Annotated in this window: 23 protein-coding genes; 14 read left to right on the top strand and 9 right to left on the bottom strand. The window is 49.7% G+C overall.

Annotated features, from left to right (window positions below; translation table 11 throughout):
• Positions 1–28: 28 nt before the first annotated feature.
• A complete protein-coding gene (locus ACYVB1_RS11935) occupies positions 29–1,027 on the bottom strand; it encodes a quinone oxidoreductase family protein (protein ID WP_460923832.1) in 999 nt (332 codons plus the stop codon).
• 136 nt (positions 1,028–1,163) lie between these two features.
• Between ACYVB1_RS11935 and ACYVB1_RS11930 the strand changes: the two genes are divergently transcribed.
• A complete protein-coding gene (locus tag ACYVB1_RS11930; RefSeq protein ID WP_460923831.1) occupies positions 1,164–1,664 on the top strand; it encodes a GNAT family N-acetyltransferase in 501 nt (166 codons plus the stop codon).
• A gap of 77 nt (positions 1,665–1,741) precedes the next feature.
• Here ACYVB1_RS11930 and ACYVB1_RS11925 read toward each other — a convergent pair whose 3' ends face one another.
• Positions 1,742–2,968 (bottom strand): S8 family peptidase, encoded by a 1,227-nt coding sequence (locus ACYVB1_RS11925; RefSeq protein WP_460923830.1) that lies wholly within the window; start codon positions 2,966–2,968, stop codon positions 1,742–1,744.
• Between the two features lie 420 nt (positions 2,969–3,388).
• On the opposite strand from ACYVB1_RS11925, the gene ACYVB1_RS11920 reads away from it, so the two are divergent.
• Positions 3,389–4,159 carry a peptidylprolyl isomerase gene (locus ACYVB1_RS11920; RefSeq protein ID WP_460923828.1) on the top strand — a complete coding sequence of 257 codons (771 nt, stop codon included), beginning with the start codon at positions 3,389–3,391 and terminating at the stop codon, positions 4,157–4,159.
• 85 nt (positions 4,160–4,244) lie between these two features.
• Here ACYVB1_RS11920 and ACYVB1_RS11915 read toward each other — a convergent pair whose 3' ends face one another.
• On the bottom strand, positions 4,245–6,329 hold the full coding sequence (locus tag ACYVB1_RS11915; protein WP_460923827.1) for a M13 family metallopeptidase: 2,085 nt from the start codon (positions 6,327–6,329) through the stop codon (positions 4,245–4,247).
• 141 nt (positions 6,330–6,470) lie between these two features.
• Between ACYVB1_RS11915 and ACYVB1_RS11910 the strand changes: the two genes are divergently transcribed.
• Positions 6,471–6,890 carry a hypothetical protein gene (locus ACYVB1_RS11910; protein ID WP_460923826.1) on the top strand — a complete coding sequence of 140 codons (420 nt, stop codon included), beginning with the start codon at positions 6,471–6,473 and terminating at the stop codon, positions 6,888–6,890.
• Positions 6,891–6,893: 3 nt separating this feature from the next.
• Here the strand turns inward: ACYVB1_RS11910 and ACYVB1_RS11905 are convergent, their stop codons facing one another.
• The gene (locus tag ACYVB1_RS11905; RefSeq protein ID WP_460923825.1) at positions 6,894–7,607 is read right to left on the bottom strand and encodes a TIGR04283 family arsenosugar biosynthesis glycosyltransferase; all 714 of its coding nucleotides are present in this window, start codon (positions 7,605–7,607) and stop codon (positions 6,894–6,896) included.
• Positions 7,608–7,718: 111 nt separating this feature from the next.
• Here ACYVB1_RS11905 and ACYVB1_RS11900 point away from each other — a divergent pair, with 111 nt between their 5' ends.
• Together ACYVB1_RS11900 and ACYVB1_RS11895 are read left to right on the top strand one after the other, a co-directional pair.
• Positions 7,719–8,549 carry a zinc-dependent peptidase gene (locus tag ACYVB1_RS11900; RefSeq protein ID WP_460923823.1) on the top strand — a complete coding sequence of 277 codons (831 nt, stop codon included), beginning with the start codon at positions 7,719–7,721 and terminating at the stop codon, positions 8,547–8,549.
• 162 nt (positions 8,550–8,711) lie between these two features.
• The gene (locus ACYVB1_RS11895) at positions 8,712–9,002 is read left to right on the top strand and encodes a (2Fe-2S) ferredoxin domain-containing protein (RefSeq protein WP_460923821.1); all 291 of its coding nucleotides are present in this window, start codon (positions 8,712–8,714) and stop codon (positions 9,000–9,002) included.
• Between the two features lie 58 nt (positions 9,003–9,060).
• Here the strand turns inward: ACYVB1_RS11895 and ACYVB1_RS11890 are convergent, their stop codons facing one another.
• On the bottom strand, positions 9,061–9,597 hold the full coding sequence (locus tag ACYVB1_RS11890; RefSeq protein WP_460923820.1) for a ferritin: 537 nt from the start codon (positions 9,595–9,597) through the stop codon (positions 9,061–9,063).
• 190 nt (positions 9,598–9,787) lie between these two features.
• Positions 9,788–10,144, bottom strand: a complete 357-nt coding sequence (locus ACYVB1_RS11885) for a hypothetical protein (RefSeq protein WP_460923819.1) — start codon at positions 10,142–10,144, stop codon at positions 9,788–9,790.
• A gap of 100 nt (positions 10,145–10,244) precedes the next feature.
• Between ACYVB1_RS11885 and ACYVB1_RS11880 the strand changes: the two genes are divergently transcribed.
• Complete coding sequence (locus ACYVB1_RS11880) at positions 10,245–10,646, top strand: cupin domain-containing protein (RefSeq protein WP_460923818.1); 402 nt, start codon at positions 10,245–10,247, stop codon at positions 10,644–10,646.
• 296 nt (positions 10,647–10,942) lie between these two features.
• Here the strand turns inward: ACYVB1_RS11880 and ACYVB1_RS11875 are convergent, their stop codons facing one another.
• Together ACYVB1_RS11875 and ACYVB1_RS11870 are read right to left on the bottom strand one after the other, a co-directional pair.
• A complete protein-coding gene (locus tag ACYVB1_RS11875) occupies positions 10,943–11,713 on the bottom strand; it encodes a LytR/AlgR family response regulator transcription factor (protein ID WP_460923817.1) in 771 nt (256 codons plus the stop codon).
• 117 nt (positions 11,714–11,830) lie between these two features.
• Positions 11,831–12,946 (bottom strand): sensor histidine kinase, encoded by a 1,116-nt coding sequence (locus ACYVB1_RS11870; RefSeq protein ID WP_460923816.1) that lies wholly within the window; start codon positions 12,944–12,946, stop codon positions 11,831–11,833.
• Positions 12,947–13,236: 290 nt separating this feature from the next.
• Here ACYVB1_RS11870 and ACYVB1_RS11865 point away from each other — a divergent pair, with 290 nt between their 5' ends.
• From ACYVB1_RS11865 to ACYVB1_RS11840, 6 genes are all read left to right on the top strand, one after another.
• On the top strand, positions 13,237–13,785 hold the full coding sequence (locus ACYVB1_RS11865; RefSeq protein WP_460923815.1) for an RNA polymerase sigma-70 factor: 549 nt from the start codon (positions 13,237–13,239) through the stop codon (positions 13,783–13,785).
• Positions 13,786–13,907: 122 nt separating this feature from the next.
• A complete protein-coding gene (locus ACYVB1_RS11860; protein ID WP_460923814.1) occupies positions 13,908–14,900 on the top strand; it encodes a FecR family protein in 993 nt (330 codons plus the stop codon).
• 32 nt (positions 14,901–14,932) lie between these two features.
• On the top strand, positions 14,933–17,593 hold the full coding sequence (locus ACYVB1_RS11855; protein WP_460923812.1) for a secretin and TonB N-terminal domain-containing protein: 2,661 nt from the start codon (positions 14,933–14,935) through the stop codon (positions 17,591–17,593).
• A gap of 3 nt (positions 17,594–17,596) precedes the next feature.
• Complete coding sequence (locus ACYVB1_RS11850; protein WP_460923811.1) at positions 17,597–18,454, top strand: DUF4249 domain-containing protein; 858 nt, start codon at positions 17,597–17,599, stop codon at positions 18,452–18,454.
• 172 nt (positions 18,455–18,626) lie between these two features.
• Positions 18,627–19,229, top strand: a complete 603-nt coding sequence (locus ACYVB1_RS11845; protein WP_460923809.1) for a hypothetical protein — start codon at positions 18,627–18,629, stop codon at positions 19,227–19,229.
• Positions 19,230–19,703: 474 nt separating this feature from the next.
• A complete protein-coding gene (locus ACYVB1_RS11840) occupies positions 19,704–20,288 on the top strand; it encodes a DUF1579 family protein (RefSeq protein ID WP_460923808.1) in 585 nt (194 codons plus the stop codon).
• Between the two features lie 86 nt (positions 20,289–20,374).
• Here the strand turns inward: ACYVB1_RS11840 and ACYVB1_RS11835 are convergent, their stop codons facing one another.
• On the bottom strand, positions 20,375–20,716 hold the full coding sequence (locus ACYVB1_RS11835) for an MGMT family protein (RefSeq protein WP_460923806.1): 342 nt from the start codon (positions 20,714–20,716) through the stop codon (positions 20,375–20,377).
• Between the two features lie 204 nt (positions 20,717–20,920).
• Between ACYVB1_RS11835 and ACYVB1_RS11830 the strand changes: the two genes are divergently transcribed.
• Complete coding sequence (locus tag ACYVB1_RS11830) at positions 20,921–22,009, top strand: efflux RND transporter periplasmic adaptor subunit (protein ID WP_460923804.1); 1,089 nt, start codon at positions 20,921–20,923, stop codon at positions 22,007–22,009.
• Positions 22,010–22,247: 238 nt separating this feature from the next.
• Complete coding sequence (locus ACYVB1_RS11825; protein WP_460923803.1) at positions 22,248–25,355, top strand: efflux RND transporter permease subunit; 3,108 nt, start codon at positions 22,248–22,250, stop codon at positions 25,353–25,355.
• Positions 25,356–25,387 lie beyond the last annotated feature (32 nt).

The raw sequence follows: 25,387 nt of genomic DNA, 5'->3' as shown, positions 1-25,387 counted from the left end.
TATCACTTCAACAATTAACAGTCAATAATTAAACTTTCAGCACAATTTTCCCGAATTGCTTTCCTTCGTCCATGCGCCGGAAGGCCTGCTCTGCTTCCTCCAAAGAAAATATTTTGTCTACCACAGGCTGTATCTTTTTCTCTTTGATAAACTGAACCATGTCAGCAAAATCCTGTGCTGTGCCCATCGTGGTGCCATTGATAGAGATTTGCTTCCAGAAAATCTCTGCCGGGTTTAGTTCTTTTATCATGCCTGCTGTTCGGCCATAATTGCCAATACGGGCACCGGGGTTAGCTATCCGGATAAGCTGTGCAAAACCTTCTCCTCCTGCAGAATCTATCATCACATCAAAACCTCCCTCTGCCTGTTCTTTCAGCTGCCTGCCCCAGTCTGCTGCTTTATAACTGATGCCGCCTTTGGCTCCGAGTGCCTTTGCGCGTTCTATCTTCTCTTCTGAGCTGGAGGTTACCCACACTTCGGCACCTGCCGCCACGGCAAACTGCACGGCAAAAAGCGCAACACCGCCGCCGGCACCGGTCACTAACACGCGCTCACCCGCTTGTAAATCACAGCGCGTAAACAAGGCCCTGTAGGCGGTTACCCCTGCCAGTGGAACGGCTGCAGCCTCCTCAAAGCTCAGGTGCTGAGGCTTTTCATGCAGGTTCCCTACTGGCACTTTCACATACTCGGCAAAGGTACCCTCCTGCGGCATGCCCAGGATCTTAAAGTCCCTGCCCTGCGCACGCGGGTTGCTCCCCCAACCTGTAGAAGGATCTATGATGACCTCCCTGCCTATCCAGCTTTCGTCCACACCAGCTCCTGCTTCGGCCACTACACCGGCTCCATCGGAACCCGGAAGGGCAGGAAGTTGGATGTTGGCATACTGCCCGTGCTGAATCCAGACATCGCGGTGATTCAGAGCCGCCGCTTTTACCTGCACCAGCACCTCTCCCTCACCCGGCTGTGGTTTAGCTTTATTTATTATTTCGAGTGGTTTTCCTGTTTCTTTTAACGTAACTGCTTTCATCAAATTTCTCTTGTTAAACGAATAGAACAATGCGCACAAAAGTATAAGAACGGGAACAGCTATACCAGCCATCTGTAAGAGAGGGTTTGGATTCTGCCCCCTGGCGCTTAACTTTCGGGTAATCAACCCATACTTTATGAACACAAGCTATAGTATACGGCATGCTACGGAGGCAGATATAAGCACCATTCATTCACTCGCTAAAGCCATCTGGGCACCTACCTACAGCAGCATCCTGAGCCAGGAACAGGTGGACTATATGTTCGGGGTTATTTACCAGGAAGAGGCACTGGTGAAGCAGATGCAGGAGGGGCAAACCTTCCTGCTGATGTTTGAAGAAGAAAAACCGGTTGGCTTTGCTGCCTATTCAGTAAAAGACAGAGCGGCGGGTGTTTATAAACTGAACAAGATATACCTGCTGCCAGGTGAGCAGGGGAAAGGATTCGGGACAGCCTTACTTTCAGCCGCAGAAGAGGAGGTGAAACAACAGGGAGCCAGGGTACTGGACCTGAACGTGAACCGCTACAACAAGGCAAAGCAGTTCTATGAGCGCTGCGGTTACCAGGTGCACCTGCAGGAAGACATTCCCATCGGCCCGTACTGGATGAATGACTATGTGATGCGGAAGGTGTTTTAACCTTGCCTGTTATAAAGAAAAAGGGCAGTCAAATGATTGCCCTTTTCCTACTATTTATTTCACTTTAAACTTTCAGGTTAATTGTGTGCAATTGGGTCTGCACTTCCGTCAGGGTCGTTTTTCACTAAGCCATCCGTCTTAGGACTGCCGCCTGTCAGCAGCAATACACCTGCTACGTGTGGCGCTGCCATAGATGTACCACTGATGGTATTGTAAGCACCATCTTTCCAGGTAGATTTAATATTCACACCCGGAGCACAAAAGTCTACAGGCGGGTTCCCGTAGTTAGAGAAACTGGCAAAAGTATCAGTAGAGTTCATGGCTGACACTGTAAAAATATTTGCTCCATTTACACGGGCCGGGGATGTATTATTTGCATCAACGCCATCGTTACCTGCCGCCAAAGCGAAGAAAATACCTTTAGATGCGGCACTTAGAACGGCATCATCGAGTGCCTGGGAAACCGGGCCGCCTAAACTCATGTTGGCCACGTCACCTGCTTTACCGTTTGCTGCCACATAATCCACACCGGCAATTACGCCAGAGTAAGAACCGCTACCACGGGAGTCCAGCACTTTTACAGCTACCACAGTGGCATCGTAGGCAACGCCTATTACACCTGTGCTGTTGTTTTTCGCTGCAATGGTTCCTGCCACATGTGAGCCGTGTCCGTTTCCATCGTCAGCTGAGTTGGCATCTCTTCCGCTGGTGAACATCGTCACACTGCGGGCTACATCAACGTTCAGGTCCGGGTGGTCTAAATCAATGCCTGTGTCGATAACCCAGGCCGTTTTACCTGCGCCACTTGCATAGCCCACACGGCTAATGCCATAGGGCACTTCCTGGCCTGTACTGCCTCCGCCACCGGAGCCCGGTTTAGCAAGCATGACGATGCGGTCTGGCTCAACATAATCCACCCGTGGGTCGTTGCGCAGCAACACAGCTTCTGCGTCTGTCATCTTCACGGCAATACCTGTCACTGCCTGCCCGTAAGCCTGCTGAATCTGAAAGCTCTGGATGCCATTGCTGGTTAGAATTTCCCGGCCAACTTCACGTACCATATCTGTACGTTGTGCATACGTTGCACCTGCACTCATACGCAGGGTTTCGTCTTTCTTAAATACAACAATGTATTGTCCTTCAATAATAGCACCGTTCTGGCCATTTGCCTGCACCATAGCCTGTGGCTCGGCAGCATCTCCTGCTTCATTATCGCATGCTGTGAAGGTACATGCAGCTGCTGAAAAGGCAGCACCAAACATGAGTGAGCGCATCAGGCTACGGAAGTGTAAATTGTTCTTCATAAATGTAAAAAGGGGTTAAGTGACAATTACATAATTGAAAATATTTTAAGTAACGCAATCCTAAAGTATGATATATAATTCATTTGTTCAATATATAGGCAATATTTATTTATCACCTTTTTTAGAACACCTTCTAGCACAGATATAATCAATCACCGGGCTGTAGTACGGAAAATCTATGCCCCTCATGTATTCAAACTAGCTGACGTGATAGTTAATCGGGTAAGGGAACTGCTCCCTCTTTACATTAAAAAAATGGTAGTTTGTGTTGTACGCAGAAGTGCATAACAGGGGGTATAGCGCATTTCTATATATTAGAAAGTTGCAAATACAAGCCATAAACGTGCTAATATAGATTTAATGTTTGCTGCTTCTATCTAAGATTTCGTATATTGAATGGCAATGCAAAAAGCGAAAGACATGAGACATACATTCTTCTCTATCTCCATCCTGAGATCACTGCTGGTAGCCGGGTGCCTGCTTTCCGCAGTTTCCTGTAACCAGACCTCTGACAGCACAAGCGGAACAACCACAGGGGCAACAGATGATTCTGAACAGCGGCTGGTACCACTTACTACAGAAAATGCAGTAGAGGTACTGACTGCCTATGAGCAACAGCACCAGGATAGCCTGGCGGTCATCAGCACGCGCCACGGTGACATTAAGGTGCGCCTTTATAAAGACACCCCTTTGCACCGCGCTAATTTTGTCCGCCTCACCAAAGCCGGTTTTTACAATGAAGGTGAGTTTTACCGCGTGGTAAAAGATTTTGCCATACAGGGGGGCGACTCAGATGAGCGGCAGATGAGCCAGGGCGCTTATAAGATTCCGCAGGAGTTTAACCCGAAGTATATCCACAAGCGTGGGGCCCTGGCGATGGCCCGCTACGGCGACGAGCGTAACCCGGAAAAAGAGTCATCTTCCCATAATTTTTATATTGTAACTGGTCAACCCGTGACAGAAGAAGAACTACGGGCGTTTGAAGCAGCACATGACATGAAGTACACGCCGGAACAGATTCAAACGTATTTAGAGGTTGGCGGGGAACCAGGCCTTGACACGGAGTACACTGTTTTTGGCGAAGTGGTGGAAGGGATGGATGTGGTAGAAAAAATTGAGCAGGAGCCTGTAGATGGTTCCAGTTGGCCCAGGCGAGTTGTAAAGCACACGGTGAAAGTCGTGAATGAGTAATTTTAGGAAACAGCACTAAAAAGCAAAGGCGCTGCAGGATTTCCTGCAGCGCCTTTGCTTTTTAGTGTAACAAAGTCACCTGTAATTACCAAATCTTAATGCGGCTCCCTTCGTTTCGCACCATCGGATCTCCCTGGCCGCAGCCGAAGGCCTCGTAGAACTGCGGCATGTTGGAAACCGGCCCGTTTGTGCGGAACCGGCCCGGGGAGTGCGGGTCAGTCAGTATCTGCTGGTTCTGTGCCTCATCCCGCATGTTCACACGCCAGATTTGAGCCCAGGCAAGGAAGAAACGCTGCTCCGGCGTAAATCCGGCAATCTTACCCGGGTTTTTCTTCTCCAGCGCCTTCTGCAGGGCAGTGTAGGCAATATTCAACCCGCCTATGTCTGCAATGTTTTCCCCCAGGGTCAGCCTGCCGTTTACGTGCAGGTTATCCAGCACAGTATACTGGTCGAACTGATCTGCCACAGCATTTGCGCGGGCATTGAACTGCTCCAGGTCAGCTTCAGACCACCAGTCTTTCAGGTTGCCCTCATAATCGTACTTGGCCCCCTGGTCATCAAAGCCGTGAGTCAACTCATGCCCAATCACAGCTCCCATGCCACCATAATTCACAGCATCGTCGGCTTTTGGATCAAAGAAAGGCGGCTGCAGGATGCCGGCAGGAAACACAATCTCGTTCATACTCGGGTTGTAGTAGGCGTTTACCGTTGGCGGCGACATAAACCACTCTTTCCGGTCTATAGGCTGGCCTATTTTACCGATATTGTCACGGAAGGCATACTGGCTGGCGCGCATCACATTGGCCACATAAGAGTCGCGGGTGATGTTGAGGCCCTCATAGTCTTCCCATTCATCCGGATAGCCTATTTTCACAGCAAAGGCACTCAGTTTCTGAAGGGCACGCGCCTTTGTCTCTTCACTCATCCAGTCCAGGTCGCGCACATGCTCCCTGAATGCTTCCTGCAGGTTGTCTACCATCTCAATAGCTTTTTGCTTGGCCTCCGGCGAAAAAGTTTCCTGCACATACAACTGACCAAGAGCTTCGCCCAAAGCACTGTCTGTGGCACGCAACACCCGCTTCCAGCGTGGCTGTATTTCTTTTGCCCCACTCAGCACTTTACCGTAGAAGTTGAAGTTCTCCTGCACAAAATCGTTGCTCAGGTAAGGCGCGGAAGTTCGGGCTACATGCCATTGCGTATAAGTTTTCCAATCCTCCAGCGGTACGCTCTTCAGCATGCTGTTCAGTTCCTTAAAGAAGCCAGGCTGCCCGATGATGATTTCTTTTGCCGCCTGCGCCCCCATACCTGTCAGCAACTGGCTCACCCGAAGGTTGGGGTTTTGTTTCGCGAAATCCTGCACCGTCATCTTGTTATAGTTGGCGTACGGGTCGCGCAGGTCTACGCGGGATCGTGAAGCCTGTGCCAGTTTCGTTTCAATATTCATCACGGCCCGCGCTTTCTGCTGTGCTGCCGTAGCATCGCTGCCCATCAACTGAAACATGTTTTGCAGGTGCTTCAGGTATTCCGTTCGAATGGTTTTAGCACGCTCGTCATCCTTCAGGTAATAATCCCTGTCAGGCAGGCCCAAGCCTCCCTGCCCTGCCTGCAGCGCATACTGTGTGCTTACCTTATCGTCCTGCGATACATACATGCTGAAGAAACCGCTTATCCCCCTGGTCTTTAGGTCGGCCACTGTATTGAGCAGGTGGGCTGTTGATTTAGCCGCTGCAATTTTGTCTAGTTCGGGCTGGATAGGGCTCATTCCTGCCTGGTTTGCCGCCACCGAGTCCATACCGGCGGCATAAAAATCCCCGACTAGCTGCGTAGCAGAACCTTTGGGAGCTGTGGTGTTAGAGGCTGCTTCGGTTAGCAGCTCACGTAGCACTGCATTGTTCCGTTCTGCCAGTTCATTGAAAGATCCCCAGCGGCTTTCAGAGGCCGGTATCGGGTTATTGGCTATCCAGCCTCCGTTGGCATACTGGTAAAAATCAACACAAGGATTCGCTGTTGTGTCCAGGTTCGCCAGGTCCAGCCCACGCCCCATGTCCATCTCAGTTGTTACTGCTGCTGCCGTTGCACCGGTTTCTGTGGTGGTAGATGAACTACATCCTCCTAAGAGCAGGCCTGCCAGCACTGCTGAAAAAGGGTTTAGATACGCTCTTCTCATCATGTTATTTTTGACAGTTCTAAGCTAGTAATCTTTTTTTTCTATCAAAAATTACTACACCTACTGTTATTAGTTGCTTTTGTTGTCTAAAAAAGTATATTTTTACCGGGATTACCAGAATTAACTTTAATCTATATACCCGTTGTGAAGGAGCTGTATTCTACCATTTTAACTAATGATTATTTTGAGATTGGCCAGCATGACGGGTTGCAGGCTATTATCCTAACTTATAAGCGAAAAGGCACTTCTGCTGAATTTCGTAGCCTGCATTATAAGCTGGTGGAAGCATTCGAGAAAAAGAGAAAGGGAAAATTACTCGTAGATGCCCGGAAACTAGGCATTGTAGCACCTGAAGACCAACGCTGGGTAGGGCATCACATTGTGCCGCAGATGGCCAGGCACAATGACCGCAAGTTTTTGAGCGTTGCTGTTGTAACCACAAGCTATGTTTTCACACAAATGGCCATAAATAACATAGAGCAATTATCCGTCGATACAGGTTCCTGCATAAACAAGCATTTTCATGATATGACCGAGGCAACTAACTGGCTGGCAGAACAGTAACCCTTACTGCCCCAACAGCCATTTATACACCCGCACCAGCCGCTCCTGCGAGGCGCCCATCCTGTACAGGCCGTAAATAAGAAAGTAACCTGCCTGCAGCCGGTAGATGCCTACTTCCCTGTACTTTCTGGCTGAGGTAACTACCCGCCCGGGCAACACGGCAAAAGGGGCGCGTTTCCTCAGCCTGCCAATCACCTCCTGGTCTTCTAATAACAGCAGCTGTTTGTTAAAGCCTCCCGCCTCGGAAAAGACATCCCGCCTTACAAAAAGGCTCTGATCTCCGAAACGGATGGCATCCACATCAAAACGGGTAAACCAGGCATTAAGCCGCAGAAACCAGTGCGGAAAATCAAAACGCAGCCGAAAGCAACCACTGCCTGTGCCCTGCTGCACCGCCCTGTGTATGTGGGTCTCGAAAGTAGCGGGCGGATAAGTGTCTGCATGCAGAAAGTAAAGGATATCGCCTGTACTGGCCGCTGCTCCTTCGTTCATCTGCGAACTTCTCCCCTTCTGCCGGCAGTGAAGCAACCGGGCTTCCTTCTGCTTCACAATAGTGCAGGTCTTGTCACTGCTTCCACCGTCTGCCACAATGATTTCTGTCCCCGTACTTGTGTGCCGCTTTAAATACTGTAACAGCGCACCTATAGCGGCTTCTTCATTTAAGGTGGGTATGATGATGCTCAGCTTCAAGGGTGCTTTTTCTTCTGTTCTTGTCAAAACTGAATATAAGGACTGGCTAAGAATACGTCTTTCATTTAAAAAGATATATATTTAGGTAACATTAAATGCATCTGCTTGGGCTTCTTTTCTCTTTCTTCTGCGTTAAACTTGTCGCATCCTCCCCTTGGTGCGGTCTTTGGTGCACGGACGCACCCTTTTGCACTGGCAGAGCTAAGTCCTTTTGAAGCTATTCTGATGGTGCTGCTGGTTTACGGACTGATGCAACTGGGGCAGTACGGCGTAAAACAACTGCGCCTTCTCCCTTCTGTTAAAGAGCTACGTAGGCAGCAGCCGGCTTACTATGCCGCCTTGCCGCAACACCTCAAGCGCCGGTTCGAAAAGCGTGTCGCAAATTTCCTGCTTCTGAAAACGTTTATCGCGCGCGGCAATAACTTTGAAGTGACCTTAGCCATGCAGGTGCATGTTGCCGCCGCTGCCGTGCAACTGACGTTCGGGCTGGAGCCTGTTTACCTGTCTCACTTCAGCAAGATACTTCTTTACCCCGACCGCTACTATTCCACCATTTCCAAACGCTACCACAGCGGTGAGGTGAACATCCGAGGCTTCATTGTGCTGTCCTGGAAGGATTTTGAGTCAGGCTACCGCAACAATACCGACGGCTTCAACCTCGGCTTGCATGAAATGGCCCACGCACTCCACCTGGAGAACATTATTCAAAACAACGAGCATAACTTCCTGGACCAGGAACACCTCCGGCATTGGAACATACTGGCAGCCCAAGAAATGCAGCAACGGCAGAATAACCCGGAAGGCTTTCTTCGCCCACAGGCCTGCTATGATGAGCACGAATTTTTTGCTGTCAGTGCAGAGTCGTTTTTTGAGCGCCCGCATGATTTCAGCAAGCACCACCCAGACCTGTACCAGGCGATGACAGCACTGCTGCAGCAGGACCCAGTCAAGGGGATGTACCAGATTTAATGGCAACAGCTTGAATAAAGAATAGCTTTCACTGCCTTAGCATTTGTATTAAACACTTCAGCTTAGCAGCCAAATCATTTAGCCGTACTAACTTTGCGGTTATTCCATAAACTATTTCTCTGGAAATAGGCGTTAGCTACTTATAAAACCGTAAACCCCTACATGAGTAAAAATTTCAATACCCCCGATAAAGTTATTTATGTGTGCACAGGCAGCAAGTGCAAAAAGAAAGGCGGCAAAGATTTAGGTAAGCTATTCAGGGAGATGATCAAAAACACCGGGCTGAAGGGACAGGTGGAGATAGTAAAAACCGACTGCACTGACCGCTGCGATTATGCTCCTGTCATTTGCATGCAGCCTGTCAATGCCTGGCTTCCACAAATGAATGAGGGAAAAGCACAGGTAGCTTTTCAGGAGCATATCCTAAATACCACCCCAAACGAAAGGCATTGAACACAAAAAAGCCTTTGGATGTGCTCCAAAGGCTTTTTTATGCTGATATACTTCGCTTTTATTCTTCGTAAGTAGTTTCATACGTAATTTTCGGCACGCGCTTGTCAATCTCGTAGCGGCCTGTGCCTTCCTCACCAATCAGCTCGAATAGCTCCAGCGCGCGGCGGGCCACATACTCCTCTTCTATCTGCTCCTGCAGGAACCACTGTAAGAAGGTGAACGTCACATAATCCTTTGACTTCTGACATCTGTCGGCAATGCGGTTGAACGACTGTGTCACGGCAATTTCCTGCTGCAACGCCTGCTCGAAAACGCCTTTAAAAGAATCAAACTCTAGTGGCACACTAGAAATACTTGGGGAAACCGCGCGGCCGCCCATGTCAGATACATACTTGAACAGGCGCAGCATGTGCTCACGCTCCTCATCCGACTGCTTTTTGAAGTAGCCGGCGCTAAAATCAAAGCCATTTCTATCGCACCAGCTCGACATAGCCAAGTACATAGCCGAGGCTTCTGCCTCCATCTTTATCTGTTCGTTCAGTATTTGTTCAATCTCCTCTGTGAGGGATGTTCTTAATCTTAGTAAATCCTTCATTAGGTATCGGGTGTTAATTGGTTCGTGTTTAATGGGCCTACGCTTTACCGGCGTTACCTCTTTACATCCCTAATCTACGAGATTTGTGTGCAGATTGTATATAATGAACTGAAATATGGAAATAGTCTAAATTAAAAAAGCACAGCATTAGGGCTGTGCTCAACAATCAAAAAGCTGATTTGCAGGATAGTCAGGAGGCCAGCTCGGTGCTCAGGCACTCGTGCAGCATGCTGTTAAGCGCCATAAAAAACTTTGCCTGCCCCAGGAGTTCTTTAAAAACATAGAGTTCCGGCAACGTGAGTACATAGCAACGATCGCAACCGTACACTGAAATAACCTCAATATCAGCATAGCGTGCCGTGCTGGCCGCCATGTCCTCCAGATCGATGCTATCCACTGCCTGCTTCAATCGTAGAAACGCATCTATCTTCAATGCTGCTACCTGCCCGGCAAAGTGTACTAATACACGGTTACTGCGGTCGCACTGGTAAACGGCACCTGCTTCGGAAGTAATTATTTCGGCTAATGGGGTAGCTGTTTGCTTCATCTGTTCTAACTTCGCTGTTGTAGCTTCTGTGGCTTCTTACGTACATTACAAAGCTAATGCCTATTTAGACTAAGTCCAAATAAAAAGAAAGACATTTCATATGAATGACACATATCATCTTAAAATGGAAAAGCCAGCACTAGAAAAAGTAAACCTAACTGAAAAGTTTAGCCAAATAAATGACCACTGGAACCCGCGCATCGCCGGCGAATTAAACGGACAGCAGGTAAAACTCGCCAAGTTTCTTGGCCCATTTGAATGGCACCACCACGAGCACGAAGATGAGTTTTTCCTGGTGATAAAAGGACAGTTTGAGATGCACCTCCGCGATAAAGTAGTAACACTGAACCCTGGAGAGTTCCTGATTGTGCCAAAAGGCGTAGAGCACCGGCCGGTCGCCAACGAAGAGGCAGAAGTGCTGATGTTTGAGCCCGCCTCTACTGTTAACACTGGTAACCTGGAAAACAGCGAGCGCACCCGCACAAACCTGGAGCGACTCTGAGACAGCCTAGACTTTGCTGCGCCAGGCATTTTTGGTGATAAAGGTTTTTCAGGTGGGTGCCCAAAATTCAATCATGTTCCGGCATTCCACTGGTGTAACGCGGTTTGCCTCTGCGGGACGACCTGTTAATGGAAAAGCAGCCTGTTCTTTTTCTAGCTCCAGAGGAGCGGCCTGTCTGCAACATCCTTATAGGTCGCTCCTCTGGAGCTAACGGTAGAAATGAATTTTCAGGCTACCGGCAAGTCGTCTCGCTGGGACTGTAGCCCAGCGTCTGTCATTTTTTTGTGTTGAAGGGTTTAAGCTTCCAGCAGGTTGTTCTGGTTCAGTATCTGCAGCACTTCGTTTTTGTAAAACCGCCCAATCGGGATTTCTGATTTGCCAATGTCCACGGCGCTGGCGGAGAATGCCTGGATCTTGTCAAGCGCCACAATAAAGGAACGGTGAATGCGCAGGAACTTTCCGGTTGGCAGTTTCTCCTCCAGAAAACTGATTTTCTGGTAAGAAATAATCTCCTTCGCCTCCGTCTTCACCCGGATATAGTCCTTTAAGCTTTCAATATAGAGAATGTCTGATAGCATTACCTTCACCATTTTCTTTTCAGCTTTCAGGTAGATAAAAGCTTCTTTATAATCAGCAGAGGAGGTAACAGCAGGAGTATGTGTTGGTTTTGGGACAGATGCAGGAGAAACAGCAGGGGCAACCGGAGCGGGATAATCTGCTGCCGACACTTTTGAGACAGCCTTCAGAAAGCGCTCAAAAGCAATTGGCTTGAGCAGGTAATCCACCACATTCAGCTCAAAGCCCTCCACGGCATAGTCGCGGTAAGCGGTGGTAAATATGACTTTTGGCGGGTGCGCCAGCGACTTGAGAAAATCGATGCCCGTGAGTTTTGGCATCTGGATATCCAGGAATATCAAATCAATGTGCTCATTCTGCAGGCAATCATAAGCTTCCACTGCATTATGGCAGCGGCACACCAATTCCAGGCTATCCAGGCGATTGATGAACGTCTCCAGCACGTCCAGTGCCAGCGGCTCATCATCCACAATCATGCATCGTAATTTCATACTTCGTTCTTTAAGATAAAAACTTCTTAACTGGGGCTCTTTGGTAAGAGCAAAATGCAATCAGTGTGGCCTCCTGAAACCACAGGCTCTCTTACCCACTCCTGCCAAAAAAACTACTTATCGGGCATTTGTTAAGACTAACTCAAGACGTGCCGCATAGCTATCCGGCTCATCCTCAATTTCCAGGTTATACTGCCCTTCATACAATAGCTCGAGGCGACGCTGCAGATTCTTAAGGCCGATACCGGATGCCATGTCTCGGGGACTTTTACTGGCGCGGTCACCGCATTTGCAGTTTTCTACCAGCAGTACCAACTGCTCGTCGGTTACCTTCACATTAATGCGCACCCAGGCATTTCTGGTTTCGGTGCTTACCCCGTGCTTGAAGGCGTTCTCTACAAAGGGCAGTAGTATCATCGGCGTAATTTGTTTACCTGCCACGCTTCCGGTCTGGGTAAAGCTTACGTCAACCCGCTCCCCATAGCGGAGGCGCTCCAGGGCAATGTAGTTTTGAATGTAGTCCAGTTCTTTTTGAAGTGGCACCACCGCCGCATTAGCATCATACAACATGTAGTCCATCAGGCTCGAAAGCTTTAACACCACCTCCGGCGCATTATCTGATTTTTTGAGCGTGAGGGAATACAGGCTGTTAAGGGTGTTGAAAAGAAAGTGCGGGTGAATCTGCACCTTCAGGAATTTCAGTTCTGCCTCCAGTTTGTCCTGCGCCAGGTTCTGTGCCGCCTGCTGGTGGCTGTACCAGTTCTTGAGCAACGCAATAACTGCGGTAATGGCCACCACATAGTTAATGTTCACTATGTTTTTGGTAAAGCGGTAAAACGTCAGGTTGTCTTCGGTGCAGGTGGTCGGGCAGAACAGCGGGTGAATCAGGAAAGGAAGCAGCACGAACTGCATTAAAGCACCGATGGCGCCCATCAGCAAGAGCAGGTACACAAAAAACTCGAGGTAGCGCTTCTGCAGCAGATAGCGGGGCATCAGGTAATACATGTTAAAGTACACCAGCCCTATCTTAAACGGCAGCTCCACCAGTTCCACCATAAAGGCGTTGTAGTAATCATCGATGTAGCTGCCGTACAGCAAGCCAAAGAAAACCACGTACACCGTCCAAAAAACAAGGTGCAACAGCAACCGGTTCTGCGTAATACTCCGCACCTCTGGCAGGCTCAGGGCATTGCCCGTATTCAGGGTGCCTGCAGGACTCAACTTAACTTCCATGTTACAAAACTACGATTTCTGAAGCTGTCTTAATTCAGTTACTTGTTCTTTTAGACAAAGCATACTGATTGCCTCCTCAACAACATGCTATTACACCTTAACAGCTTTAAGCTCAAAATGATTACAGGTGAAGGAGTATCACGACACACGTATCAAGTATCACGAATTCTTCTGAGTGTAGCATAGTTACTTTGATGTTTCATTTCCGTGCCTTACTGCAGGTGCAAAGGGAAATACACAGTGTATTCGTTTAAATTTTTATACTTTTACCCGTCACCTCACCCGCCTTTATGCCTGACGAACAGGAAGAACTCCGAACATTTGAGGAACTGTTCCGGCGCAATTACGAGCGCCTTTGCCAGCGTGTGCACCGCATTACGCGCGATGCTGATGCCGCAGAGGACATAGTACAGGAGGTTTTCGTGAATTTTTGGAACAGCGAAAAGCAGCAGCAAATTGCCACACCCGAGGCGTACCTGTACAGGGCCGTCCTCAACAAAGCGCTAAACTACGCCAGCAGCCAGAAACGCAGAACAGAACTGGAAAGCCAGTTGCGGGCGCATCAGCCTTTTGCCGAAAGCAACACCGACCAAGACCTGCACCTGCAGGAACTGCGGCAAAAAATAGAGCAGCATATAGCTGCGCTGCCTCCCATGTGCCAGAAGGTTTTCCTGCTGAGCCGGTACGAGGAAATGAGCCATAAGGAGATAGCCGACTTCCTGAGCATCTCTACCAACACCGTCGATAACCATATCAAAAAAGCCCTGGCCGTGCTACGCAAAGTACTGCTGAGCCTCCTGCTGGTGCTGTTCAAAATTATTTTCAACTTTTTTTCCTGATGGAGTAGCGGTTGGGCTGCTCTCATTTGTCATGTATAGGAACGCCATAAAAAATACAGGTGCCTTCGGCGAAAGCCTCCAGACTATACACAAACTTAATCTTTCTAAACAAGCCTCCTGCCATGGATAGCAAGTACTGGGACATTACCGCAAAACAGCTGCAAGGCAAGGCCACTCCTGCCGAGCAGGAGGCCCTGCAGGAGTGGCTGGCGCAGGACCCGGCACATGCAGAGCAATTCCAGGCACAGCAGCGGTTGTGGGAACTTACGCCTCCTGCCGCCCCAGTGGAGGTTGACACAGCCGCTGCATGGCAAAAAGTAAAAGAGCGCCTGAAAGTACAGCCGGAGAAACCGGAACCTAAAGTTGTTCCGATGTACCGCACGCTGCTGCGCATAGCGGCTTCGGTGGCCCTGCTCATTGGCCTTGCCTGGTTCGTACAGCTCTATTTCTTCCCTTATTATGGTATGCAGGTGGTGCGGTCAGGAAGCGGGAAAACAGCAGTCATGCTACCCGATAGCAGTAAAGTGTGGCTCAACCGAAACAGCCTGCTTGCCTATGACCCTGATTTTGACGGTGCGGAGCGTGTGGTGCAGTTAGAAGGAGAGGCTTTTTTCGAGGTGCAGCGGAATCCGCAGCGGCCGTTCAGAATAGAAACGGAGGCGGCAAACACCCAGGTACTGGGCACGTCCTTTAACCTTCGCGCTTACCCGGCAGAGGAAACAGTGGAGTTAGCCGTGGCAACGGGTAAAGTTGCTTTTAGTGCCAAGGAGGCAAATGCTGCCGCTGTTGTAACGCACGGTTTTGCGGCAGTTCTGAACAAGCAAAGCCATACGCTAAACAAGTTTACCATCAGCAGCACAAACGCGTGGGCATGGCAGTCTGGCAAACTGCAGTTTGAGGGGCAGCCTCTTGCCGAGGTAACACGGGTGCTGGAGCGTTACTATGGTGTGCAGTTGCAACTGCAGAACGAGGCGCTAGCTACCTGTCACTTTACCGGCAGTTTTGAGGGGGCATCTCTGGAAGAGGTACTACAGGTGTTAGAAGCTACGATGCAACTGGAATACACGAAGCAGCATGACACCACTTATACCCTGCGCGGCCAGGGCTGTAATTAGTTAAACATCACCCTAAAGACCTGTAACGACCTATGAGCAAACGATTACTGTGCCTCGGCATTGGATGGCTGGCAATGACGCTTACCGTGCTGGCACAAACAAAAGTGCTGGACCAGCGGGTGTCCGTACAGATTAAAGAGGCCACCATACAAGAGGTGCTGACGGAGCTTTCTGACGCTTATAAACTTAGCTTCTCGTACAGCAACGACCTGGTGCCGCTGCAGCAGAAAGTAAGCATACAAGCCGCACAAAAGCCCCTCAGGCAAGTGCTCGACGAACTGCTGCGCGGCACCGGCACGAGCTACAGACTGATTGGCAATCAGATTATTCTGCAGCCAGTCCAAAAATCTGTCAACAGGAAAGAGAAAGAACGCTTTACCGTCAGTGGTCATGTACAGGACGCCACCTCAGGCGAGAACCTGGCAGGCGCCACAGTATCAGTTGGCACAGCGGGTTCTGCTGCCAATACCTATGGCTTCTACAGTCTCAGCGTTCCTGCGGGCACAGTGGCACTGCAGGTGCGCTACCTTGGCTACGAACCGCTGGAGTTCTCCCTTCTATCCGTCTCTCAAGACACCACACTGGTATTGCAGCTACAGCCTCTCTCCAATGAGATTCAGGAAGTAAGCGTAGTGGCAGAAAAGGTAACGGATTTGCAGCAGGCTAACCGCCTGACGATGCGCGGCACCGAAGTAAAGCAGCTCCCGCGCCTGATCGGCGAGGCCGATGCCATCAAAGCTCTCCAGCTGATGCCGGGGGTGCAGGCAGGCCTGGAAGGTTCCTCTGATCTGGTGGTGCGTGGCGGAAGCCCTGACCAAAACCTGATTCTGCTGGATGGTGTACCGGTTTACAACGTATCGCACCTGCTGGGCTTGTTCTCTGTGTTTAACCCAGATGCCATTAAAACCGTGGATTTGATAAAAGGTGGTTTTCCGGCTCCTTACGGTGGCAGGTTATCGTCGGTAGTGGATGTGCAGCTGAAAGAGGGCAATAACCAAGCTTTTTCCGGAGAGGGTGCTATAGGGCTTATCTCTTCAAAGCTACTCCTGGAAGGCCCCATCAAAAACGAGAAGACCTCTTTTCTGATTGCCGCACGGCGCACCTACCTCGACCTGCTGGCAGCTGCGGGGGCAGCCATGAGCGGTGAGACTATCAGCAACTACAACTTCTACGACCTTAATGCCAAAGTTAACCACACCTTCTCCTCCACCGACCGCCTTTTCCTGAGCCTATATGCCGGGCAGGATAAGTTTTCGGATGAGCAGGAGTACCAGAACTTTAACCTGAATGAGCAAGAGGATTTTAATATGCGCTGGGGCAACAGCACTAGCTCCCTCCGCTGGAACCACACGTTTGGCCCCCGGCTGTTCAGCAACTTCACCCTTACCCATACCCGCTACAGCTTTAGCCAGCAGAGCGAGCTGCAACGACAGGAAAATGAGCAAAGCCTCTACCGCGCTACCGACTACAGCTCCAGCATCAGAGACTGGGGTGCCAAGGCCGATTTTGATTTTCTGCTGAATGCTAAGCATAGCATCCGGTTCGGGGCCAGCTTTACAGACCACACTTTTAGGCCAGAGTCTGTTAACTTAAAAACAGACACCCTTACGCTCACCACTGATTCTTTCTCCATAATCCGGGCGCAGGAGTTTTATACTTACGCCGAAGACAGAATACAGCTAAGCGAACGGCTGCAGGCCAATGTGGGGCTGCACTTATCGGGATTTAATGTGAACGGAAAATTCTATTCTTCGCTACAGCCACGCCTAGCCTTGGGTTACACCTCAGACACGGGGATAAGTGTAAGGACCTCCTACGCCACCATGGCGCAGTACCTCCACCTGGTTAGCAATACCTCTACGGGCACTCCCACCGATATCTGGGTACCGGCCACTGATAAGGTGAAGCCGCAGCGCTCGTGGCAGGCCACACTAGGCGCGGCTGCGGTGCTGGCCCGGCAGTGGGAGCTGACCTCTGACCTGTACTACAAAGAGATGCAGGACGTGGCCGAGTTCAGGGAAGGAGCAAACTTTATCAACGACTTTTTGAGTGCAGGCCCGGAAACCAATTTTGCCAATTTTGTATCGCCGCCCTACGAGACGCGCCTCGTGCGTGGCAAAGGCTGGAGCTATGGCTCAGAGTGGATGCTGCGCAAGCGAACTGGCAAAACAACCGGCTGGCTCGGCTATACCCTCGCCTGGTCGTGGCGACAGCTGGACAGCATTAACTTCGGGCAGAAGTATCCTTATACTTATGATAGCCGCCACAGCATTTCACTGGTTGCCAACCATCAGCTCACGGAGAAACTCAGCATTGGCGGCAGCTGGCTTTACCGCACCGGCTTCGTGACCACACTGCCCGCCGCGAGTTACAAAGCTTACAATGAAGTTCATTTCCATGAAGGTGCATCGTGGTCTACTATTGAAAATGTAGATTACCTCGGGGAGCGCAACAACTACCGCATGCCTGCCTACCACCGCCTCGACCTGAGCCTGACGCACACGAAGAAAAAGAAGTGGGGCGAGCGCAGTTGGAACATATCCATCTACAATGTTTACAACCACAGGAACCCTTTCTACCTGCGCTTAAGCAGGCCCTACACTGGCAGTGCCGCCGGCAATAATTCCCGCCAACTGTACCAGGTCTCGCTGTTTCCTGTACTTCCTTCGTTCAGCTACGGGTTTAAATTTTAATGAATGATGAGAAAGACAAAGAACAAACTCCCTTTCCTGTTTAGCCTGCTCCTCCTGCTGTGCAGCTGCGAAACAGTGGTAGAACTTGACCTGCCTGCGCATGAGCCGCAGCTGGTCGTAAATGCTGTCATCAGCTCCGATAGCTTGTTTTCGGTAGATGTCAGCGCCAGCCGCAGCGCCTTCTCAAACGAGGCTTATCAGCAGGTGCCGGATGCCACCGTGCAGGTTTACCAGGCAGGGCAGGTATTATGCAACCTGCAGCACATGGGCAATGGCATCTACCAGGCTGATATAAAACCACAGGCTTTGCAGCATTACGAACTGCAGGTGCGTGCGCCGGGCTTTCCAAGCGCTAACGCTACTACTTACATTCCCGCCGTACCTCTCGTTAAGGAGGTAAAAGCCTCTAGGGCACCGCGCCATCCGGACAATGGCCCAAGCGTTAACCTCTCCCTTATTCTGGAGGATGCTGCGGAGCAGGAAAACTTTTACTATATACAGGCTTTTAAACAGGACACAAGCTATTTCTACGGGAATTATTATAACAGATACCTTAGCATAGACTTTACTGCACCCATAGAGGAGGAGTTTACAATGGAGAACCGCTACTTCTTCAGCGATAAACTCTTCAATGGGAAACCGCTGCACCTAACACTGAAACTGGAAACCATGCCAGAGAAGAACACCTACGTGCAAGTGGCGCATATCTCCAAAGAATATTACGAGTACGTCCGGACCTTGCAGCGACAAGCAGGTGGAGACGACTTTGGGAAAAACCCGACATCAGTGGCCAATAATATTCAAAGTGGCTTTGGCATCTTTGCTGGCTACAACGCCATTACACTTTCTGTGAAGCCGTGATGCTTCACTTTGCTACAAAAACAGAAGAAGCCATAACAAAGAATACTATATTCATACCCAGATATATAAGAGGTTATGAATTGGCATCTTCAAGGTGAAATCAGCTACGAAAAGTGAATCAGTATATCTAAAACCAGCATCTAAACCAAAACAAACTTCTAAAACAACACACATGAAAATGAACCTCCTATTATTTGCCTTCCTGATATTCAGCTTTAATGCCATTGCGCAGACAACTGAACCTACCGAACCGGAGGCGCTGGTTCCTTTAAAAAAGCTCGAACTGGGGCTGCATGGCATTGGACTGGCTTATGAAATGCCTTTCAGCGAAAAGTGGTCTGCCAACCTGAGTACAGGCTTAGGCGGAGGGTACTCCATTTACGGCAATGATTTCCGTAGCACCTTTGTCATCAATCAGCCGGTTGCTTATTTCAAATCGGAATTCAGGTACACGTACAACCGGAACAAGAGGCTTGCTAAAGCTAAACCCATGCTGAATAACGCAGGCAATTATGTTGCATTCCAGACAAAGTATACCACCAGGAGAGTGTTTGGCAGCCCATCTACCTTTGACAACTTTGGCGGAGACTACGACTACCTTAATAGAACGCTTCTCAACGAGGTGCATTGGGGAATACAGAGGCCTGTTGGGCATAAATTCCTCTTCAACCTCCACCTGGGTCTTGGATATGCCGCTGATTTTGATTTTAACGATAGCCAGTTGTATCCAGCGGCAGGTGTGCAATTTGCTTACATCCTCTCAAAGAGACAGTAATAGAGGTATTACCATTCTACCACCATTGATACTCACTGCACCCTCCAGAGGGTAAGGCAGGAGTAACACCCTGATGGGTGAACATTTTTTCTTCTTTCTTAAAGCTTCTCTGTTTCGCCTTTCCCAAGACGGCAACGGAGAAGCTTTAGCCATTCGGAGAGGTGCTCAACCTCTCGCCATAGAGCAGCCTACAGAGCAGTTCAGTAGAGTTACCCGTACTCCCCTCTTTTACCTTCGCAAAGCCTGGCTTTAGCTGCTCCTCCTCCCCCTCCAGCAGCTCTTACCCCTTTTTTCGTCGATAAAATCTTGCTGTTCAGCCATATTCATACAAACAAAATATCGCTATGGCTACATCCTGGCTGGGTTGGTCTAAAAGCCAAAACTTACTTTTAAAAAGTGATTATACTTGTATAGTTCTGTTGCTCAAATGATAAGCAGACATTTGTTCCATTTTCAACCTAACAAGATAAAACCATGAAAAAAGTATTCACTTTCCTTTTGGCAGCAGTGCTGCTGGTAGGAGCAGCGCCTGCAACCCAGGCCCAGAACCCTAACGCGCCAAGCGCCAAGCAAACACAGGCGAACCAGTTACTTCAGCGAATTGTGGGCAACTGGCAGGTTAACCATTATGTGCGGCAGGCTGATAAAGAGGCTCAAATGGAGGCACAAGGCATCGCAAAATTCAGTAAATCCTTCCAGGATGATTATGTGCATGAGCAGTTCGACCTTCAGAAGCCGGACGGCAGCAGCATGCAGGGCGAAAGCTACTTAAGATACAGCGAAGCCCAGGACAGATATGAGTATGTGCAGCTGGACAAGAAAGGTAAAAGCATCATGATGATGGTCGGCAAGTGGTCCCCAAAATACAACACACTGATCTTCCGTCCATTGAAGGGAGAAGGACAGTGGAGCAGCAAAATTGATCCAAACTTACAGTGCCTGTATATATTCAAGGGGGACGGTACTTTCCTTAGACTTACCCGCACATTTGACAAACATGGCAACTGCATTATTCTGAACCAGGATTATTATACCAATTCGAGTGTAGCAAACCTGTGACTATTACCTTGCAAAACAATCAGCAGTCCCGGGAGTGGTAACCCAAAGCTACACCCGGGACTGCTGATGGTTTTACCTTTTAAATATTATAGCAGCTCTTTCGCCGGGTCCCAGAACAGCTTCTGAAAGTCTGCCACCCGGTTGTTTTCTACCCTGACCCCCTCCTGCTCCAGGCGCTCCTGCATGGCGTTGGGGTCATCGTAGTGCTGGCTCCCCGTCAGCATCCCCACACGGTTCACCACCCGGTGAGCCGGTACTTTTGTGCCAGGGTGTGAGGCAATAAGTGCCCACCCCACCATGCGCGCTGCCCCCTTTGTCCCCAGGTAGCTTGCAATGGCACCGTAGGACGTGACGCGCCCGGCAGGTATCTGCTCTACCACCTCATACACGTCCTGAAAGAAATTCCTTTTCTCTGGCTTCTCTGTCATTTAAAAATCTTTTTCGCACCGATTAAACCTTTAAACAGGCTTTCTGTCTTACCTATGTGCCTGTTCGTAGATATTAATTACGCAATCTTTTAATATTTCTGCAAAGGACGTAATTTTAAAGCTGCTACAGCAGGAACTTAAGCTTCAAAAGTCTGTTTCTTTTGTACAGTGTGCAGATCTTTCCAAACCTGTGTTTAAACATACATGAATAAAACTGTTAAAACCATCCTTCTTCTGTCGGTACTGGCAGTCGTTGCCTATCTTATTATCAATAAAGCGTTTTCCGGGGACGAGGCACCACAAGGTGGCAGAACAGGCGGACCAATGGCACAAAAAGTAGCTGTGGACGTATTTGTCGTCTCGCCTACTGCCTACCAGAACAGGATCACCTCAACCGGCACAGTGCTTCCGAACGAAGATGTAGATTTACGCAGTGAGATTGCCGGCCGTGTAACGAATATCAATTTTGAAGAAGGAGCCCGTGTAAAAAAAGGACAGCTGCTGCTTAAGGTGAACGATGCCGATATGCGTGCCCAATTGCAGAAGCTGCAGTCTAACCAGAAGCTATACAGCGACATGGAAGAACGCCAGCGCACCCTGTTGGAGAAAGAGTACATCAGCAGGCAGGAATATGACCAGGTAAGCAACCAACTGGCTACCGCCACTGCCGATATTCAGGCCCTGAAGGCTACCCTTGACAAAGCGTATGTGCGTGCCCCTTTTGATGGTGTGATTGGTTTACGCCAGGTAAGCGAAGGCAGCTATGTTTCTGCCACCACCCCTATCGCCCGCATTGTAGACATCAGCCCTGTAAAAATAGAGTTTTCAGTACCTGGCCGCTATAGCCAGATGGTGAAGGTGGGCGATGAAATCACCTTTACTTCGGAAGGTGTGGCCGAGCAGTATAAAGCTAAGATTTACGCCATACAGCCAAACATAGACCCTGCTACCCGCACCATGCAGGTACGTGCCCTTTATGAAAATACACGTGAAGATGTAAAGCCGGGGGCTTTTGTGAAAGTTGAACTGCCTTTAAAAGAGGTGGAACAGGCAATCCTTATTCCAACAGAAGCAATTATACCGGAAGCCTCAGGACAGAAAGTGTTTTTAGCCCAGAACGGCAAAGCGGTACCTAAGATGGTGAAAATCGGACAGCGCTCCGAGAGCCTTATCCAGATTGTAGAGGGCATTGCCCCTGGCGATACGATTATCCGCTCCGGTATCCTGCAGGTGCGTCCGGGGTCTGACCTGAACATACGGCAGGTAAAAACTTCTGAAGACCTATCCTTATAAACTACCAGAGGAACAGCCTTTATCCCTGATGATTGGATAAAGACTGAAAGCGGCTGAAAACAGCCGCTACACCTTCATAAAGCGCGCTCCAGCCTGATAATAAAAATGGTGCCAGTCAACACAAAACGGCAACAGAATGGTTGGTATGGAGAGGAACGATGACGATGCAGTCAGTCTGTGATTTGCAAAACGAACGAAAGAAACAGTAGAGGTCTCCTCTATTAATTACAATGAATATATGGCAAGCTTATCCAGTATCAGTATAAAGCGCCCCGTGCTGGCTATCGTGATGGGTATCACGATCATGGTGTTCGGGTTTATCGGCATTACCTACCTGGGGGTGCGCGAGTATCCCAGCGTGGACCCTCCTATTGTAAACGTAAGGACTTCCTACACAGGAGCAAATGCTGAGACAATAGAGTCTGAAATCACGGAGCCGCTGGAGGAGTCTATTAATGGTATTGCCGGTATCAGAACCCTTACCTCCACCAGCAGCGAAGGCAGCAGTAATATTACCGTAGAGTTTAACCTGGATGTGGACCTGGAGACGGCCGCCAATGATGTGCGCGACCGTGTGGCGAGGGCACAGCGCAGGCTTCCGGAGGATGCAGAACCGCCCACTGTTTCTAAAGCCGATGCCGATGCCAACCCCATCATTATGCTCGGTGTTAAAAGTGAAACCCGAAACCTTCTGGAGCTTTCAGATATTGGCCTGAATGTATTTAAAGAGCAGCTTCAGACTATACCAGGGGTAAGTGAAGTAATGATCTGGGGCGACAAGCGCTATGCTATGCGCCTGTGGATGGACCCGGACAAACTTTCTGCTTTACAGGTAACACCTGTTGAAGTACAGACAGCATTGGCACGCCAGAACGTAGAATTACCATCCGGTAGCATAGAGGGTGCTACCACCGAACTCTCTGTAAGAACAATGGGCCGTGTTTCCACTCCCGAGGAGTTCAATAACCTGGTTGTAAGGCAGGATGCAGACAGGCTGATTCGTTTCCGGGATGTGGGGTATGCCCAGCTCTCCCCTGAAAACGAGAAGACGGTGCTTCGTTACAACGGTATTCCCATGATAGGCGTGGTACTTGTACCGCAGCCAGGCTCTAACCAAGTGGAAATTGCTGATGAGTTTTACCGCCGTCTCGAGCGTATCAAGAAAGATGTTCCGGAAGATATCGAGCTTATCATTGGTTTCGACAACACGCAGTACGTAAGAGCTTCCATCGCAGAGGTGAAAGAAACTATTTTCGTAGCCTTTGGACTCGTTGTGGTTATTATCTTCCTGTTCCTGCGCGACTGGCGTTCTACCCTTATCCCGGTAGTGGCCATCCCGGTGTCACTGATAGGCTCCTTCTTCATTATGTATGTGATGGATTTCTCTATCAACGTGCTCACGTTGCTAGCTATCGTGCTGGCCATTGGTTTGGTAGTGGACGATGCCATCGTAATGCTCGAGAACATCTATGCCCGGATAGAGAAGGGTGAGGACCCGATGAAAGCTGCCAAGAAAGGCTCTGCCGAAATCTACTTTGCCATTATCTCCACCACCGTTGCCCTGGCAGCAGTATTTATGCCCGTTGCCTTCCTCGAAGACACCACCGGTCGTCTCTTCCGGGAATTTGGTATAGTGGTGGCCGGTTCTGTTATCATCTCTTCGTTTGTGTCCTTAACCCTTACCCCGATGATGTCTTCACGCATTCTGAAGCACAGGGAAAGGCCGAACTGGTTTTACAGAAAAACAGAACCCTTCTTCACCTCGCTTACTGACGGCTACCGTAGCAGCCTCGAAAGCTTTATGCAGGTACGCTGGATAGCCTTTATTCTGGTTGCCGTCTCAGCAGGCATCATCTGGTGGCAGGTATCAACACTTCAGTCTGAGCTAACCCCGGACGAAGACAGAAGCGGACTCAGAATAAATGCTACTGGCCCTGAGGGAGCTTCTTTCGAATTCATGGACCAGTACATGAATGAGCTGACATCCCTGGTAAACGACTCTGTGAGCGGCATTTCCAGCATCACTTCCATGACGCGCAACTCCAACTCCGGCTTTGTTCGCCTGCGCCTGGTGGCACCTGAGGATCGGGAAAAATCACAGCAGGAGATAGTGGACGAATTACCCGCGTTGATAAACAAAATACCAGGTGCCAGGGCCTTTGCCTCTGGGGATAAAGGCCTCGGTGGCGGCCGGGGCTCAGGCCAACCTGTACAGTTCGTGGTACAGGCTCAGAACATGGATAAACTGCGGGAAATTATTCCGCCGTTCCTTGAGGCGGCACAGCAGGATCCTACTTTCAACTTCGTGGACGTGAACCTGAAGTTTAATAAGCCGGAGCTGCGTGTTGAAATTAACCGGGAAAAGGCACAGTCGCTGGGTGTATCCGTGCGTGACATCGCACAGACGATGCAGTTAGGTCTCAGTGGCCAGCGTTTCGGCTACTTTGTGAAGGGCGGCAAGCAGTACCAGATATTAGGCCAGGTAGCACGCGAAAACCGCAGCGAGCCACTTGATTTGCGCAGCCTGTACGTCAAGAGCAACACCGGGCAACTGATACAACTGGACAACCTGATAGAACTGACTGAGGAAAGCGCGTCGCCGCAGGTATACCGCTTTAACCGGTTTGCAGCTGCTACTTTCAGCGCTTCGCTGGCAAAGGGTAAAACGATTGGCGATGGCGTGGATGCCATGGATGCCATTGCAGACCAAGTGCTGGACGAAACCTTCCAGACTTCCTTAACAGGCCAGTCCAGAGACTTCTCTGAGAGTTCAGGCAGTTTGATGTTCGCTTTCCTGCTGGCATTGGGACTTATTTACCTGGCCCTGTCAGCTCAGTTTGAAAGTTTCCGGGACCCGGTTATTATCATGTTCACGGTACCGCTGGCCCTGGCAGGTGCCCTCCTCAGCCTCTGGTACTTCGACGAAACATTGAATATCTTCAGCCAGATTGGTATGATCATGCTCGTGGGTCTGGTAACAAAGAACGGTATCCTGCTGGTGGAGTTTGCAAACCAGCGCAAAGAGGAAGGCCTCACCAAGCTGGATGCTGCCGTAGACTCAGCGGTGTCGCGTTTCCGCCCTATCCTGATGACAAGTTTATCTACTATTCTGGGTACTTTGCCGATAGCCCTGGCTTTGGGAGCAGGCTCTGAAACTCGTGCCTCTATGGGTATTGCTGTTGTAGGAGGTCTTATTTTTGCGACAGGCTTGACGCTTTACATTATCCCGGCTATCTATTCTTACTTCTCTTCTGCAGAGGCCAATGTTGCGCGCATGCAGGAGTACGACCATGAGGAAGAGGAAAAGCCACGTGTAAGAAAGCCGGAACCGGTCATCGGCGAGTAGCAGAACCAGAAGTAGTCATAAGCCCAAACCAA

The sequence above is a fragment of the Pontibacter brevis genome, assembly GCF_054779655.1.
The sequence above is the reverse complement of the archived record's forward strand: the minus strand, read 5'-3'. Positions and strand labels throughout refer to the sequence as shown.